The sequence below is a fragment of the Rhodococcus sp. FG69 genome (assembly GCF_057808915.1).
This window is the reverse complement of sequence record NZ_JBMDIX010000027.1, coordinates 68,191-83,638: the sequence shown is the minus strand read 5'-3', so window position 1 is coordinate 83,638 and position 15,448 is coordinate 68,191. Positions and strand designations below refer to the sequence as shown.

The 15,448-nt window shown below is 63.5% G+C and carries 14 protein-coding genes; 8 read left to right on the top strand and 6 right to left on the bottom strand.

Annotated features, from left to right (window positions below; translation table 11 throughout):
* Positions 1-245: 245 nt before the first annotated feature.
* The 3 genes from ptsP (at position 246) to ACODSO_RS20025 (ending at position 4,513) form a co-directional block, all read left to right on the top strand.
* Positions 246-1,955 carry a phosphoenolpyruvate--protein phosphotransferase gene (gene ptsP, locus ACODSO_RS20035; protein WP_489038484.1) on the top strand — a complete coding sequence of 570 codons (1,710 nt, stop codon included), beginning with the start codon at positions 246-248 and terminating at the stop codon, positions 1,953-1,955.
* 40 nt (positions 1,956-1,995) lie between these two features.
* Positions 1,996-3,261 (top strand): uracil-xanthine permease family protein, encoded by a 1,266-nt coding sequence (locus ACODSO_RS20030; protein ID WP_489038483.1) that lies wholly within the window; start codon positions 1,996-1,998, stop codon positions 3,259-3,261.
* A 109-nt stretch (positions 3,262-3,370) separates the two neighbouring features.
* Positions 3,371-4,513: an acyl-CoA dehydrogenase family protein gene (locus tag ACODSO_RS20025; protein WP_489038488.1), complete on the top strand. Its 1,143-nt coding sequence runs from the start codon at positions 3,371-3,373 to the stop codon at positions 4,511-4,513.
* A gap of 61 nt (positions 4,514-4,574) precedes the next feature.
* Here the strand turns inward: ACODSO_RS20025 and lexA are convergent, their stop codons facing one another.
* Positions 4,575-5,351: a transcriptional repressor LexA gene (lexA, locus tag ACODSO_RS20020; protein ID WP_489038487.1), complete on the bottom strand. Its 777-nt coding sequence runs from the start codon at positions 5,349-5,351 to the stop codon at positions 4,575-4,577.
* A gap of 273 nt (positions 5,352-5,624) precedes the next feature.
* Between lexA and ACODSO_RS20015 the strand changes: the two genes are divergently transcribed.
* Together ACODSO_RS20015 and nrdR are read left to right on the top strand one after the other, a co-directional pair.
* On the top strand, positions 5,625-6,023 hold the full coding sequence (locus tag ACODSO_RS20015; protein ID WP_489038482.1) for a hypothetical protein: 399 nt from the start codon (positions 5,625-5,627) through the stop codon (positions 6,021-6,023).
* A gap of 156 nt (positions 6,024-6,179) precedes the next feature.
* On the top strand, positions 6,180-6,644 hold the full coding sequence (gene nrdR, locus ACODSO_RS20010; RefSeq protein ID WP_068375850.1) for a transcriptional regulator NrdR: 465 nt from the start codon (positions 6,180-6,182) through the stop codon (positions 6,642-6,644).
* Positions 6,645-6,655: 11 nt separating this feature from the next.
* Here the strand turns inward: nrdR and hrpA are convergent, their stop codons facing one another.
* Entirely contained in the window at positions 6,656-10,555 is a 3,900-nt protein-coding gene (hrpA, locus tag ACODSO_RS20005; RefSeq protein WP_489038481.1) for an ATP-dependent RNA helicase HrpA, read from the bottom strand.
* Positions 10,556-10,638: 83 nt separating this feature from the next.
* Between hrpA and ACODSO_RS20000 the strand changes: the two genes are divergently transcribed.
* Positions 10,639-11,301, top strand: coding sequence for a Pr6Pr family membrane protein (locus ACODSO_RS20000; RefSeq protein WP_489038480.1), 663 nt, complete (start codon positions 10,639-10,641; stop codon positions 11,299-11,301).
* 14 nt (positions 11,302-11,315) lie between these two features.
* Positions 11,316-12,575 carry an aminotransferase family protein gene (locus tag ACODSO_RS19995; RefSeq protein WP_068375826.1) on the top strand — a complete coding sequence of 420 codons (1,260 nt, stop codon included), beginning with the start codon at positions 11,316-11,318 and terminating at the stop codon, positions 12,573-12,575.
* Here ACODSO_RS19995 and ACODSO_RS19990 read toward each other — a convergent pair.
* Entirely contained in the window at positions 12,559-12,783 is a 225-nt protein-coding gene (locus ACODSO_RS19990; RefSeq protein WP_068375828.1) for a hypothetical protein, read from the bottom strand. The genes ACODSO_RS19995 and ACODSO_RS19990 overlap by 17 nt on opposite strands.
* Positions 12,784-12,816: 33 nt before the next feature.
* On the opposite strand from ACODSO_RS19990, the gene ACODSO_RS19985 reads away from it, so the two are divergent.
* Positions 12,817-13,452, top strand: coding sequence for a C40 family peptidase (locus ACODSO_RS19985; RefSeq protein WP_068375830.1), 636 nt, complete (start codon positions 12,817-12,819; stop codon positions 13,450-13,452).
* Between the two features lie 30 nt (positions 13,453-13,482).
* On the opposite strand, the gene ACODSO_RS19980 is transcribed toward ACODSO_RS19985, so the two are convergent.
* The 3 genes from ACODSO_RS19980 to ACODSO_RS19970 form a co-directional block, all read right to left on the bottom strand.
* Positions 13,483-14,154, bottom strand: a complete 672-nt coding sequence (locus tag ACODSO_RS19980; RefSeq protein WP_068375832.1) for a PhzF family phenazine biosynthesis protein — start codon at positions 14,152-14,154, stop codon at positions 13,483-13,485.
* 93 nt (positions 14,155-14,247) lie between these two features.
* Complete coding sequence (locus tag ACODSO_RS19975) at positions 14,248-14,787, bottom strand: alkyl hydroperoxide reductase (RefSeq protein ID WP_068375834.1); 540 nt, start codon at positions 14,785-14,787, stop codon at positions 14,248-14,250.
* Between the two features lies 1 nt (position 14,788).
* Positions 14,789-15,376, bottom strand: coding sequence for a peroxiredoxin (locus ACODSO_RS19970; protein ID WP_068375837.1), 588 nt, complete (start codon positions 15,374-15,376; stop codon positions 14,789-14,791).
* Between the last annotated feature and the right edge of the window lie 72 nt (positions 15,377-15,448).

Genomic DNA, 15,448 nt, shown 5'->3' with positions numbered 1-15,448 from the left:
CTGCCCACCCTGGTCACTCCGCGGGCTGCGCTCCTGCCCACCCTGGTCACTCCGCGGGCTGCGCTCCTGCCCACCCTGGTCACTCCGCAGGCTGCGCTCCCGGCCCATTTCATGTTGGTTTATGTTGTTTTACGCCCGTATCTGTTGACATGTCAAGAGCAAAGAGTAATCTCGGTCACAACAGTTTCATTTCAGTCAGAGGATCACAGTCGGGCTGACACCACATTCGAGTTCCAGGAGGACGCATGACGGGATCGCTTCGAGCGGAGATGCAGGGGACCGGGACGCCACTGTCCGGGGCGGCGGTGCTGCGCGGCACTCCTGTCGTACCTGGGATCGGCTTCGGCCCGGTCATCAGGCCCGGCCGCCGTCCCGACGTACCGGTCGACACCTCTGTCGTCGACGAGGCTGCCCGTGGCACCGAACTGGAACGGTTTCGGGAGGCGGCGTCGGTAGTTGCAGGCCGTCTACGTGGTCGGGCAGAGCTTGCCACCGGTGCGGCGTCCGAAGTGCTGTCGGCGAATGCCGCGATGGCGCAAGACCGCGGTTGGCTCAAAGCAGCGGAGAAGCTGATTGCCGCCGGGACCCCGGCAACGTCTGCGACGGATGCTGCCACGGAGAAGTTCGCGGCAATGTTCCAGAAGCTGGGCGGTCTGATGGCCGAGCGCGTGACGGACCTGCGTGACATCCGCGACCGTGTGATCGCCGAGATTCTCGGAGTGCCCGAACCAGGCGTGCCGACACCGACCGTTCCGTCGGTGTTGTTCGCCGACGATCTCGCTCCGGCCGATACTGCCGGCCTCGATCCGAGCCTCGTGGTCGGGCTCGCGACGTCGTTGGGCGGACCGACGAGTCACACCGCGATCATCGCCCGTCAGTTGGGGATACCGTGCGTGGTCGCCGTCGCCGGCCTCGACGACGTGCACGAGGGAACGTCGGCGGTCGTCGACGGAATCACCGGGGACATCGTCCTCGAGCCGGACGCCGGACTTGCCGCGGACGCCGTCGACACGGCCCGCGCCGAATTGGATCGCGTGTCTCGGTGGACCGGGCCGGGTTCGACGTCCGACGGTCACGCAGTCGACATTCTCGCCAACGTCCAGGACGGAGCCGGTGCGCGAGCCGCCCGCAAGACTGCCGCCACTGGAATTGGACTGTTCCGCACCGAACTCTGCTTCCTCGACCGAGATGTCGAGCCGACCGTCGACGAGCAGGCTGAGATCTACGGGCAAGTTCTCGAGGCGTTCGACGGACACAAGGTCGTCGTGCGCACCCTCGATGCAGGATCGGACAAGCCGCTGCGGTTTGCCAATCACGCAGACGAGGCGAATCCAGCGTTGGGGATCCGCGGAATCCGAATTGCCGAGCAGGACAGAGGAATTCTGTACCGCCAACTCGACGGCATCGCCGCCGCCGCTGCAGCAACCGGGTCGTCTCCGTGGGTGATGGCGCCCATGATCGCTACCGCGGCGGAAGCCGCAGCGTTCGCCGCCGATGCGCGGGCGCGCGGTTTGAAGCCCGGGGTCATGATCGAGATTCCGGCCGCCGCGCTGCTGGCCGAGCACATCCTCGAGCATGTCGACTTCTTGTCGATCGGCACGAACGACCTTGCGCAGTACACGATGGCGGCCGACCGGATGTCCTCGCAGCTCGCATCGTTGACCGATCCCTGGCAACCGGCCGTCATAGCGCTCGTGGCCCACACTGCCAAGGCGGGCGCCGCGGCCGGAAAGCCGGTCGGAGTATGCGGAGAGGCAGCCGCTGACCCGCTGTTGGCCTGCGTGCTCGTCGGCCTCGGCGTCACCTCCCTGTCGGCGGCCTCGGCGGCAGTGGCTCATGTCGGAGCGAAGCTGTCGTCGGTGACACTGGCACAGTGCAGAGAAGCTGCCGCTGCGACCCTGAAGACGGACAGCTCGGCAGCTGCGCGCGCAGCCGCGGCCGCTGTATTGAACTGACCGCGGTAAGGATTTGACTGCGCACTAGGATCGTTTCCTTGTGAGTCGAAACTTCGGATGGACCCTGCATGGGGACGGTAGAACGCCCGCTGCGGGCGCAGTGGTTGCACCCGACGAGCGGTTGACTTGGCCGCGCACAATCGGGATCGGCATGCAGCATGTCATCGCCATGTTCGGTGCAACACTGCTCGTGCCGACGGTCACCGGGTTTCCGGTCACCACCACGTTGCTGTTCTCGGGCATCGGAACCGCGCTCTTTCTGATCATCACGCGAGGCCGAATTCCGAGCTATCTCGGATCGTCGTTCGCGTTCATCGCGCCGTTGAGCGCGGCGCAGGCAGACGGCCCGGCCGCACAGCTCGGCGCGGTGATGTCCGTCGGAATCGTGCTCGCAGCGGTGGGCTTCATCGTGAAGTTCGCCGGCGGACGGGTCATCGAAGCCGTCATGCCGCCGGTCGTCACGGGTGCAGTCGTGGTCCTCATCGGACTCAATCTGGCTCCCGCCGCAACGTCGTCGTTCGAGGCCCAGCCATTGGTTGCCGTCGTCACGTTGCTCGCGATTCTGGTGGCGACGGTCGCCGGACCCGGATTGCTCGGGCGTCTCGGAATCCTCGTCGGTGTGATCCTCGGCTGGGTCTTCGCCGCCGTGATCGGACAGATCGACCCGGCCAAGCTCGACGCGATGCGGGCGGCCTCGTGGATCGGGATTCCGGAGTTCCGCGGCCCGACGTTCGAACTGTCCGTCGTACTCATCGCATTGCCGGTGGTGATCGTCCTCGTCGCGGAGAACGTCGGTCACGTCAAGGCAGTCTCGGCGATGACCGGTAAGTCGCTCGACGACCTTGCCGGGGATGCACTCATCGCCGACGGTTTGGCCACGACGCTCGCCGGCGCCGCAGGCGGATCGGGTACGACCACCTACGCCGAGAACATCGGGGTCATGGCGGCGACCAGGGTCTACTCGACGGCCGCGTACTGGGTCGCTGCTGCGACGGCCATCGTGCTTGCTTTCTCGCCGAAGTTCGGTGCCTTGGTGTTTACGGTGCCCGACGGGGTTATCGGCGGAGCGACGCTGGTTCTCTACGGCCTGATCGGTCTGCTGGGTGTGCGTATCTGGACCGACAGCACGGTGGATTTCACCGATCCGGTGAACCTCACTGTCGTCGCTGCTGCGCTGGTGGCCGGAATCGGTGACCTGACTCTGACGATCGGTTCGGTCGAACTCGGCGGAATCGCGTGGGGTTCGGTGGGAATCCTCGTCGGGTATCCGGTGATGCGCGCCCTGAACCGTCGAACCGCTCGTTAGTTCGGTCACCGATCACGCACGGCTCGGTCATCGACCAGGCCCGCAGGACGGTCGTAGGCTTCTCCTAATGCCAGTTCTCGTACTGGACAGCATCGAAGGAGTGAAGCTAGTGGACCGCACACTGTTCGAACCGGAGCACGATCTCTTCCGTGAGTCGTACCGCAAATTCCTCGACCAGCATGTCGCTCCGAATCACGCGCGGTGGGAAGAGCAGAACATCGTCGACCGCGACGTCTGGGTCGAAGCAGGCAAGCAGGGATTCCTCGGAACCGCGGTTCCCGAGGAGTACGGCGGCGGCGGGGTCAAAGACTTCCGCTACAACGCCATCTTGACCGAAGAGACGACCCGTGGCGGGTACAGCGGAATCGGGTTCACCCTGCACAACGACGTCGTCGCGCCGTACCTCATCGACCTGACGAACGACGAGCAGAAGCAGCGATGGCTACCCGGGTTCTGCTCGGGCGAACTGATCACGGCAATTGCCATGACCGAGCCAGGCACCGGTAGCGACCTGCAGGGCATCAAGACTCGTGCGGTGCGTGACGGCGACGAATGGGTCCTCAACGGCTCCAAGACCTTCATCACCAACGGCATCAATGCCGATCTCATCATCGTCGTCGCATGCACCGACCCCGAGAAGGGCGCCCAGGGCTTCAGCCTCCTCGTCGTCGAGCGCGACATGCCCGGTTTCGAGCGAGGTCGTAATCTCGACAAGCTCGGCATGAAAGCGCAAGACACCGCCGAACTCAGCTTCACCGACGTGCGAGTTCCCGCTGCGAACCTCCTCGGTGACGAAGGCATGGGGTTCATCTACCTGATGCAGAACCTGCCGCAGGAAAGGCTGTCCATCGCGGTGGTCGCCGCCGCAGCCATGGAGTCCGCACTGGACATGACAATCCAGTACTGCCGAGACCGCAAGGCTTTCGGAAAGTCGATCGGCAAGTTCCAGAACACTCGGTTCGTCCTCGCAGAACTCGCGACCGAGACCACGGCCACCAGAATCATGGTCGACAAGTTCATCGAACTACTCAACGCCGGAACGCTCACGGTCCAGGAAGCCGCAATGGCGAAATGGTGGACTACCGAAAACCAGGTCAGGCTCATCGATCGGTGCCTGCAGTTGCACGGTGGCTACGGTTACATGAAGGAGTACCCGATTGCCAAGGCGTACATGGATTCTCGTGTGCAGACGATCTACGGTGGAACAACCGAGATCATGAAGGAAATCATCGGGCGAGGACTGGATCTGTAACTTCGATACTTCATGGAACGGCCCGCAACCCTTGTGGTTGCGGGCCGTTCGGAGTTTCAGGTCAGAGTTTGCGCATCACCGTGACGACTTTGCCGAGGATGGCGGCGTCGTTTCCTGGAATCGGTTCGAACAGTGGGTTGTGCGGCATCAGCCACACGTCGCCCTTGGTGCGCTTGAAGGTCTTCACCGTGGCTTCTCCGTCGATCATCGCGGCCACGATGTCGCCGTTGTCGGCGACGCTCTGCTGTCGGACGACCACCCAATCGCCGTCGCAGATGGCTGCCTCGATCATCGACTCGCCGACTACTTTGAGCAGGAACAACGAACCCTGCCCGACGAGCTCGCGGGGGAGTGGAAACACATCCTCGACGGCTTCCTCGGCGAGAATCGGCCCACCGGCTGCGATTCTTCCCAGCACCGGCACGAAAGTCGGCGTCGGTAGCTGATCTCCCTCCGGGGCCGAGCCTTCGGCGACAGCAGCCGCATGGTCGGCCTGAACCTCGTCGAGTCCGCGGACGTCTACCGCACGCGGCCGATTCGGATCGCGACGAAGGAATCCTTTGCGTTCCAGGGTCCGCAGCTGGTGTGCCACCGACGAGGTAGAAGTGAGACCGACCGCGTCGCCGATCTCGCGAATGCTAGGTGGATATCCACGCTCGGTGACCGACGCCCGAATGACTTCGAGGACCTTGCGCTGACGTTCGGTCAGGCCCGCATTGATATCGGTGCCTTCGCCCTCGAACGCTTTCGCGGTCGGGACAGCGGCCGGTTTGCCGGCAGGCTTGGTTGTCGACTTGGCTGTCGATTTCGCCGACCCTGACGAGGTCTCGTCCTTCATTCGTGCGTCCTCCTGCGTCGTACGCGCGTTCGACACGGTCTCGATGATGTGCAACGGCTGTTCATTCGACCGTTCGAACGCGTGGGGTGGATGTGACGTGTGGTTTCTGACACGAATCTAACCCGAAAATGCCTCGTGATCAAACATCTGTTCGATCCGTGTCGCGTTTTCTGCTGACTTTGTCGGAGTCGCGTGATAGAACTTCGAACAAGCGTTCATCGAACGCCTGATCGAATAACGGGTTCGATCGCGTTCGACACCACGGAGGTTCCGATGACTATCTTGACCGATCAGCGCCCCATGACAACCCCGCGACCCATGACAGCCCAGCGCCCCATGACAGCCCAGCGCCCCATGACAGCCCAGCGCCCCAAAACAGCCCCGCCTGTGCGCACCAGCCGCCGCGCAACGCACGAGCGTCGGCGCTACGTACGGGGCACTGCCCCGCAGGGCGGTTCCCATGGGTCCGCCGGTGTCTGCGTGGACCGGGCGCACCGCGAAGAAAAGATCTCGTGGGCCGCAATGGTGGTCGGCGTCCTGGCCACCGCGCTGGTGATTCTGGGCTTCGTCGCGGTGGCGAACCTTCGCGCGGCTTCGCTCGAGTCGGCGTCCACACCTGCTGTCACGACAATCGAACAGGGGCAGCAGCTCACTGTTCCGGCCCAGCCGTAGTCGACGTTCGTGGCGACTCAGGCGGTCGCTCCGTCGCGTCAGGCGCCTCGCTTGTCGGGCGATCGAGTTGTCTACGTGACGCTCCGAGTATCCTCGAAGCCTGCACCTCTCGGGAGTGGTCGGGAAGGGTGCGACGGCTACGACGGAGGCGCACACATGCATTGCCCGTTCTGCAGGCATCCGGACTCTCGCGTGGTGGACTCGCGCGAAGCCGACGAGGGGCAGGCCATCCGTCGACGGCGATCGTGTCCGGAATGCGGCCGCCGATTCACCACCGTCGAAACGGCGGTTCTTGCAGTCGTCAAGCGCAGCGGCGTGACGGAACCGTTCTCACGAGACAAGGTCGTCAAGGGTGTCCGGCGGGCGTGCCAGGGCCGCGACGTGGACAACGACGCGTTGAACCTTCTGTCTCAGCAGGTCGAAGATGCAGTTCGTGCGTCCGGTTCTGCGGAGATCCCTAGCCACGAGGTGGGATTGGCAATCCTCGGGCCGTTGCGGGACCTCGACGAGGTCGCCTACCTCAGATTCGCGTCCGTGTACCGATCATTCAGTTCCGCCGAAGACTTCGAGAAGGAAATCCAAGATCTTCGGGCGCACCGCGAGTCGTCGTCGGTCGACTAGTACTGGCCTGCTCAGTTCCGGCCTGCACTGTCGATGGCCTTGAGTACTCGTTTCTCCGAGACCGGGTAAGCAGTGCGAATGCTCTGGGCGAACAGCCCTACCCGCAGCTCCTCGATCATCCAGAAGATGTCGAGAACTGGTTTGGTGTGGAGCCGCGACTCCGGCAGCGATTTCAGCAACCGATCGTAGGCTTCGTACACTCGGTCCAGAACATCCATGCCTGCGTCGTCGCGGCCTGCGCTACTCGGTAACGCGTTCAGCCGCACAGACGCGGCTTTCAGATAGCGCGGAATTTCCGCCAGTCGCAGCGAGCCGAATTCGAACACGAACCCGTCGAAGACCAGCCCGGCCAGTTGCTCGCGCACATCGTCGGCAGCGTCGCCCTGCGCCGTGTCCAGTACGGCACGTAGGCCGAGTGCTTCGATCAGGATCGGTCGGACGAGGGCAAGTATTTTCGATGTGCGTTCGGTGATATCGGCATTGACGGCCTTCGACAGTGCTGCGAACTTCTCCGGTGACCGGACAGGTCCGCCGTGTGCGTCCATCGACTCGTCGGCCGCTGTGGTGCGGCAGTCCTCGAGCAAATCGTCGAGGCTGCCGTACGGATTCAGGCCGAGCGCCAGCCGCTCACGAGTCGGAATGCCGGCAATCAAGGCCTTCGTTCCTCGCGGCGCCGAGTGGAGTAGCAGCGCACGGGTGCCGTCGCGCATCGCGGCACGCTGGCTTGCTGGGGTGCTCAGGACGCGGACTGCGATGCCTCCGTTCTCCTTCACCAACGCCGGATACCCCGTCACCGTCTGTCCTCCGACGGACTTGGTGACCGTCTCGTCCAGTGTGCCGAGACTCGACGACGTCCATGCCAACGCCGGAGCACGTTCCGCGGCGCCGACCGCGCTGGCCACTTCGCGCGTGACCCTGGGCGCCAGCGCTTTTCGCAGCTCCACGAGATCCTTGGCGGACCCGAGTTGCTGTCCATCGGTGTCGACTGCAACGAAGGTCATCTTCAGGTGTGCGGGCAGTCCGTCGACGTCGAAGTCGTTCGGGTCTATTCGGCACGAGCCGAGGCGCGACAGCTCGCGCGCCAGCGCGGTCGTCACCGGTTCGGAGCGAGGCGTCATTGCTGCCAGCGCCGCCGCAGCGAAGTCCGGTGCAGGGACGACATTTCGCCGCTGCGCCTTGGGGAGCAACTTGATCAGCGTCGACACGAGTTCCGATCGCATGCCTGGGACGAGCCAATCGAAGCCGACCGGCTGAACTTGGGCGAGCAGCGCGATCGGAATCCGCGCGGTCACACCGTCGGCAGCCGCACCCGGTTCGAACTGATAGGTGAGTGGGAACTGGATGTCGCCTTGACGCCACGCGTCGGGGTAGTCGCCCCCGAGTACCGATGCGGCATCGGGGTTGACGACAGTGGCTGCGGTGAAGTCGAGCAGATCGGGCTTGGTCCGCCTGGTCTTCTTCCACCAAGTGTCGAAGTGGCGCGCCGACACGGCCTCCGCGCCGATGCGTGCGTCGTAGAAGTCGAACAGGGCGTCGTCGTCCACCACGATGTCGCGTCGTCTCGCCCGGTTCTCGAGCTCGCCGACGTCGTCGAGTAACTCGCGATTGCGGTGGAAGAATGGGTGTTGAGTCTTCCACTCGCCCTGCACGAGAGCATGTCTGATGAACAATTCACGCGAGGCCTCGGCGTCGATGGTGTGATAGTTCGCCGGCCTTCCGGTGACGAGTGGAATGCCGTAGAGGGTCACCCGTTCGTATGCCATGGCCGACTGGCGTTTGACGGACCAGTGAGGCTCCGAGTATGTGCGCTTGACCAGATGCGGTGCGAGGTGTTCCGCCCACTCCGGTTCGATTCTGGCCGCCATCCGTCCCCAGAGGCGGCCGGTCTCGACCAGTTCTGCTGCCATCACCCAACGTGGCGGCTTCTTGAAGAGTCCGGATCCAGGGAACACCGCGAAATGAGTCCCACGCGCTCCGAGGAATTCACGTTTGTCTCCTTCTCGCAGCCCGATGTGAGAGAGCAGTCCGGACAGCAGAGCCTGGTGCAGCGCGACCGGCGTGGTCGGCGAGTCCGGAATAGTCCAGCCCAATCCGCGGGTGATCTGGCGGAGCTGACCATGCAGGTCCTGCCATTCGCGGATGCGGAGGTAGTGCAGGTATTCGTTGCGACACATTCGGCGGAATTGGTTGGACGAGAGGTCGTTGCGTTGCTCGCGCAGGTATTTCCACAGCTCCACGTAGGCCAGGAAGTCCGAGTTCTCGACGGCGAAACGGGCGTGCTTCTCGTCGGCTGCCTGCTGATGCTCGACGGGACGTTCCCTGACGTCCTGGATGGACAGGGCCGACACGACGACGAGGGCGTCGGCGAGCGCCCCGGTGTTGTTGGCTTCGACGAGCATTCGAGCCATCCTCGGGTCGACGGGAAGTGACGCCAGCTCCCGACCGATCGGTGTCAACTCCGATTCGCCGTCCTTCGTCGCCGGCTTCACCGCACCCAGTTCTTCGAGCAAGCCGATTCCGTCGCGGATGCTCCGTGGGTCGGGCGGTTCCACGAACGGAAACTGCTGAATCTTGCCGAGCCCCAGTGCCGTCATCTGCAGGATGACCGAGGCGAGATTGGTGCGCAGAATCTCGGGCTCGGTGAACTGAGGACGCGACGAGAAGTCCTCCTCCGAATACAAGCGAATACAAATGCCATCCGCGACGCGACCGCATCGACCGGCACGCTGGCGGGCCGAGGCTTGAGATATCGGCTCGATGGGCAGGCGTTGCACTTTCGTCCGCAACGAATACCTCGAGATACGTGCCGTCCCCGGGTCGACTACGTACCGAATTCCAGGGACCGTCAGCGATGTCTCGGCGACGTTGGTGGACAGGACGACTCGGCGACCGGTGTGTGCGGTGAACACGCGGTGCTGCTCGGCGGCTGACAGTCGCGCATACAGCGGAACGATCTCGGTACCGCGAAGTTGCCTGTCACGCAAAGCATCTGCCGTATCGCGAATTTCTCGCTCGCCGGACAGGAACACGAGGATGTCGCCGTCGCCCTCGCCGATCAGCTCGGCGACCGCGTCGCAGGTGGCGTCGACCGGGTCGAGATCGATCGTGGTGTCGCCGACATCGACCGACAGTGGGCGGTAGCGCATCTCGACCGGGAACGTTCGTCCCGACACCTCGATGATCGGAGCGGGGACGCCATCGCGGGCGAAGTGTGTGGCGAAGCGCTCGGGATCGATCGTCGCCGAGGTGATGATCACCTTGAGGTCGGGTCGGCGGGGGAGCAGCTGTGCTAGGTATCCCAGGATGAAGTCGATGTTGAGGCTGCGTTCGTGCGCCTCGTCGATGATCAGCGTGTCGTACTGCCTGAGCATGCGGTCGCGCTGGATCTCGGCGAGCAGGATTCCGTCGGTCATCAGCTTGACGAGAGTGGATTCCGACGATTGGTCGGTGAAGCGAACCTTGTATCCGACGGATTCGCCGATGCTCTCGCCGACTTCCTCGGCGATGCGTTCGGCGACCGTTCGGGCAGCAAGCCTGCGAGGCTGAGTGTGGCCGATGGAGCCGCGGATTCCGCGTCCGAGTTCGAGACAGATCTTGGGTATCTGCGTCGTCTTTCCCGAACCGGTCTCACCTGCGACGATCACGACCTGGTTGTTCTCGATTGCGTCCGCGATATCGGATTTCCGCAGGCTGACCGGGAGTGTTTCCGGGTATTCGATCCTCGGTACGCAGCTGCGGCGATGAGCAACGGTGCTCTCTGCGCTCGTGACATCGTTCTCGACTGCCGCGAGCTGATCGGGGGTACGTGCCCGGTCGAGCCGTCGACGCAATCTGTGCTCGTCACGGATCGATACTCCGGACAAGCGAGCAAGCAGTGATCGGCGAAGTTCCGAGGCCGTTGAAGTAGACATTCTTCGAACAGTTTATCCAGCGCGGGCGACGCCGGCACTGTCGGGATCACGTGCGATCGGCCTCCGCTGTGCAAAAATCCACTATGGCTGTCGAGTCCGTCCGATCCACCGAGGAGCCCACGAGCGTTCCGATCAGGGTTGCGAGGGTCGCGTTCGCCGTCCTCACCGCTGTCACGCTCGGCTTCATCCTCCACGACGGTGCGAGCGACCCGACGTTCTCGGTGGTCAACTACTTCAGCTATTTCACTGTGCTGAGCAACGTGCTGACGGTCGTCGTGCTCGGTGTCGGTGGCCTCGTGGATCCACGCGGGATGCGTTGGCAGCTGTTCCGCGGGGCCGTCACCCTGTACATGGTCATCACCGGGATCATCTATGCGGTGCTGCTGTCCAACATCGAGGTCGGGATCGCGGGGCAGTGGACCAACGACGTCGTCCACCGAATCATGCCCGTCGTGATCTTCCTCGATTGGATCGTCGTTCCCGCACGTCAGCGGATCGCGGAGTCACAGTCGCTGGTGTGGTTGACCTTCCCGGTCGTCTACGGGGTCTACACCTTGATCCGCGGACCGATCGTCGACTGGTATCCCTACCCGTTCCTCGACCCACGGAGTCAGGGCTATGTCGCACTGGTGATCGGCCTCGTCGTTCTCACGGTCGCGTTCGTGCTCATGGCGCTCGCGGTGAACGCAATCGGGCGGCTCGGCAACAAATGGCGATACGGGGAGGCATCGGCCGAAGCCGAGTGACTAAGCTCTGGCGCATGTCTTCTGTGCCAGAGCCGACGTACGAATCCACACACTCCGCGCTGTGGCACGGTTTCGCCGATATGGGCGCGGTGAGCAAGAACGGCCCGTTCGTCGTCTCGCGCGGCGACGGCGCCTACATCTTCGATCGCGAGGGCAACCGGTATCTCGATGCCACAGCTGGTCTGTGGTTCACCAATGTCGGGCACGGACGTTCCGAGATCGCCGACGCGGTGGCGGCCCAACTTTCCTCGCTGGCACACTATTCGAACTTCGGTGACTTCGTGCCGGAGACGACCCTGGCTCTCGCCGAGCGGCTCGGCGAGATCGCACCGGTCGCCGGGAGCAAGATCTTCTTCACCTCGGGCGGTTCGGACTCCATCGACACTGCCGCGAAGTTGGCTCGGCGGTACTGGCACGAGGCGGGCAAGCCGGACAAGACGTTGATCGTCGGTCGTCAGAAGGCGTATCACGGAATGCATGTCGCCGGAACCGCGCTGGCAGGCATCGCGGTAAACCGCGAGAACTACGGCACGTTGATGTCGGACGCGCGGACTGTCACGTGGGACGATGCAAAGAGCTTGCTCGCATTGATCGAGGAGGTCGGTGCGGACAAGATCGCCGCCTTCTTCTGTGAGCCCATCATCGGTGCGGGCGGGGTGTATCTGCCTCCGGAAGGCTATCTGCAGGAAGTCCGGCAGATCTGCCGCGACCACGATGTGCTGTTCGTCGCCGACGAGGTCGTGACCGGATTCGGCCGAATCGGTGGGTCGTGGTTCGCGTCGAGCAGGTTCGACCTGCAGCCCGATTTGATGACGACCGCAAAGGGTCTTACCTCGGGATACGTTCCGATGGGTGCCGTGTTCATCGCACCGCACATCGCCGAGCCGTTCTTCGCGGGTGGTGTCTGGTGGCGTCACGGTTACACCTACGGCGGCCACGCCGGCGCCGCGGCAGCAGCGATGGCAAACCTCGACATCATCGAACGCGAGAACCTGCTGCAGGAATCGGCCAGGTTGGAGGCTTCGCTGCACACTCACTTCGCGCCGCTCGCCGAACACCCTCGCGTGCAGGAGGTCCGCAGTGGCCTCGGCGCGGTCGCTGCCGTACAGCTGAACGATCCGGCAGAGGCGCTGCCGTTCGTCGGCACCCTCCGCAAGCACGGCGTATCAGGTCGGGCTGCGGGTCAGGGAGCCATGCAGATCTCGCCGGCATTCGTGATGACCGACTCCGAGGTGGAGGAACTGGCTGGGCGGATGCTCACCGCCCTCGGCTGAACTTGTCCTTCCAGCGCGCCATGCGCGACCGCTGAGACGACGGTTCTGTAACGGGAGCGGTCCTTGCCTCGGCATGCCGGGTGTGAAGCTGGTCGCGTACCTCGTCGGGGGTGTACGCGCGCCTGGTGCGCTCGGACTTGACCACCAGCGCGCCCGTCGCTGCAACACCGACGACACCCGCCAGTCCGAGAATCTTCCACAGCTTCATTGCTTCACCGTACTGCGATCTAGGCTGGTCGACATGACAGCGTCGAGAATCTCCTTGGACACCGCCGCGAATGCGACTCGAACCGGTGACATCTGGATCTTTCGAGGACGTTCGGCGGCAGACCGTGCGATCCAGACGCTGACCAACAGTCCGGTCAACCATGTCGGCATGGCCGTGGTAGTCGACGATCTACCGCCGTTGATGTGGCACGCGGAGCTGGGCAAGACGTTGCAGGACATGTGGACCGGACACTTTCAGCGCGGTGTGCAGCTGCACGACTTGCGCGCCGCAGTGATGCAGTGGTCCACGAAGTACGAGCAGCAATGTTGGTTGCGCCAACTCGGAAGCGCGGTGACTCGCGAGCAAGAAGACGCGTTGATGCGCACCATTGCCCGCATGGACGGTACGGCGTTCCCGACGACGGCCGCACTCGCCGGCCGATGGTTCAAAGGCCGTGTCCCCAGTCTGCGCAGAAACGAGCACTCGGCGACTGCGCTGGAGACGGCCTACTGCGCGGAAGTCGTTGCAATGACCTATGACTCGATGGGACTGCTCACCGGGAAGAAAAAGGCGAACTGGTTCGATCCCGGAAAGTTCTGGAGTGGAGATCGACTTCCGTTGGCACCGGGAGTGACACTCGGCGCCGAGATAGCGGTGGATGTGCCGTAGTCGGTAGCGACTTCGGCGCGTGCGCGAGCTTCAGACGTAGATGGTCTTGTCCGCTGCGACCGTTCCACCGAGTTCGATCCACTCCGGCGTGTGCGTGGTGCGAAGCACAGATCCGCGGCCCTGTTCGATCCGTAGATCACGTCCGAGTACGTCGGTGATCCACACTGCCGCCGACCCGGTCGCCTCGTCCTCGGTGATCCCCATCGCGGGCGCGAACATTCGGGAGCGAATCGAGCCGGCGGCCTCGTCGTCCCACGCCCACACATAGTGATGACCGTCGGTGAACGATGCAGGATCAGTCGCCAGGACATCGGCGACGGCGCCCATCGGATGGGGTGTGAACGTCGGCGCCCAGGCCGCTTGCGCACGAATCCATGTCGTGTCTGCCTCGTAGCGGACGCGCAGTTCTGCGGCGGGCACGGTGAGGGTGTCCAACGCGGTGCGGTGCTCGCGGAGCCACCAGGACAGACCCACCGTGGGATGACCGGCGAACGGCAATTCGACGGCAGGGGTGTAGATTCGGGTGCTCGCGTGCGCTGACCCGTCGGACGAGAAGAATACAGTTTCGCTGAAACCGAGTTCCGTTGCGAGAGATTGTCTGTCGGACTCACCGACATCCTCGGCGCGGACGATGCCGAGCGCATTGCCGTGTTCCCCTGACTCGTCGGTGAACACGCGAACGACGGATACCTCGATGGTCATGGGTAGCAAATGTACTCGAGTCCTATGGTCCGCGCACACGAAAAAAAGCCCGCATACTCGTACGTCGAGTATGCGGGCTCGTCGGTCCGAAGATCAGACAGTCACACCATCGAGTGTGCGTGTGATCTCGATCGCTTGACCGACACCTGCGACGATCGACGCGGCCCGAATGGCCTCGAAGATCTTCTCGCGGTCCACGCCTTCGTCACGCAGAGTCCTCTCGTGCGCTTCGAGGCAGTGGTTGCATCCGTTGACAGCAGACACGGCCAACGACCACAGTTCGAAGTCGGCCTTGTCGACACCGGGGTTGCCGATGATGTTCATTCGCAGCCCGGCGCGCAGATCGTCGTACTTGCCGTCCAAATACCCCTTGGTGCGGTAGAAGACGTTGTTCATGCCCATGATGGACGCCGCACCGAGTGCTGCGCTGTAGGCCTCCGCCGACAGAGTGTCCGCGGCTTCCTCGGCGATTTCCTTCAGCGTCGTAGGCGACTTGGTCGCGGCCGCAGTAGCGAGGAGCGTGCCCCACAGTTGCTGCTCGTTCAGCACCGTGGATCGGGCAATGGAACTCAGGTTGAGCTTGAGATCCTTCGCATACTCGGGCAGGGCGCTCTTCAGGTTCTCGACGCTCATGTCAGACGCTCGCCGTCAGCAGTTCGCCTGCATCGATGGTCGGGTCGCCCTTCTTCCAGTTGCATGCGCACAGCTCGTCGGACTGCAAGGCGTCGAGAACACGGAGTACCTCGTCGACGTTGCGGCCGACGGATCCTGCAGTGACCGAAACGAACTGAATTTCGTTGTTCGGATCGACGATGAAGGTCGCGCGGTCGGCGACGCCATCGTTGTTGAGTACGCCTGCAGCCGTTGCAAGCTCGCGCTTGAGGTCGGAGAGGATGGGGAACGGAAGGGTCTTCAGATCCTCGTGCTGTGCCCGCCACTGGAAGTGCACGAACTCGTTGTCGACAGAGGCGCCGAGTACCTGGGCGTCACGGTCCGCGAACTCTTCGTTCAGCTTGCCGAACGCTGCGATCTCCGTGGGGCATACGAACGTGAAGTCCTTGGGCCAGAAGAAGACGATGCGCCACTTGCCGGCGTGGTCGTCGCTGGTGACGGTCGTGAAGTAGTCGTCGGGCTGCTGTGCGTTCACCTTCGACAGGTCACCGCCGATGACGGCCGTGAGGTTGTAGGCGGGGAACTGGTCTCCGATAGTCAACAGGGCCATGTGGTTCTCCTCGAGTAGTGCTGCACAAGTGCGCAGAAACGCGCGATTTTCGTATGGGTAGTGGATCGGTGG

Coding starts and splice junctions, on each gene's coding strand:
- ACODSO_RS20015 (WP_489038482.1), top strand. CDS start 5,625: ATGACTATCTTGACCGATCAGCGCCCCATGACAACCCCGCGACCCATG.
- hrpA (WP_489038481.1), bottom strand. CDS start 10,555: ATGTCTACTTCAACGGCCTCGGAACTTCGCCGATCACTGCTTGCTCGC.
- ACODSO_RS19970 (WP_068375837.1), bottom strand. CDS start 15,376: ATGGCCCTGTTGACTATCGGAGACCAGTTCCCCGCCTACAACCTCACG.
- ptsP (WP_489038484.1), top strand. CDS start 246: ATGACGGGATCGCTTCGAGCGGAGATGCAGGGGACCGGGACGCCACTG.
- ACODSO_RS19975 (WP_068375834.1), bottom strand. CDS start 14,787: ATGAGCGTCGAGAACCTGAAGAGCGCCCTGCCCGAGTATGCGAAGGAT.
- ACODSO_RS19990 (WP_068375828.1), bottom strand. CDS start 12,783: ATGAAGCTGTGGAAGATTCTCGGACTGGCGGGTGTCGTCGGTGTTGCA.
- nrdR (WP_068375850.1), top strand. CDS start 6,180: ATGCATTGCCCGTTCTGCAGGCATCCGGACTCTCGCGTGGTGGACTCG.
- ACODSO_RS19995 (WP_068375826.1), top strand. CDS start 11,316: ATGTCTTCTGTGCCAGAGCCGACGTACGAATCCACACACTCCGCGCTG.
- ACODSO_RS19985 (WP_068375830.1), top strand. CDS start 12,817: ATGACAGCGTCGAGAATCTCCTTGGACACCGCCGCGAATGCGACTCGA.
- lexA (WP_489038487.1), bottom strand. CDS start 5,351: ATGAAGGACGAGACCTCGTCAGGGTCGGCGAAATCGACAGCCAAGTCG.
- ACODSO_RS20000 (WP_489038480.1), top strand. CDS start 10,639: ATGGCTGTCGAGTCCGTCCGATCCACCGAGGAGCCCACGAGCGTTCCG.
- ACODSO_RS19980 (WP_068375832.1), bottom strand. CDS start 14,154: ATGACCATCGAGGTATCCGTCGTTCGCGTGTTCACCGACGAGTCAGGG.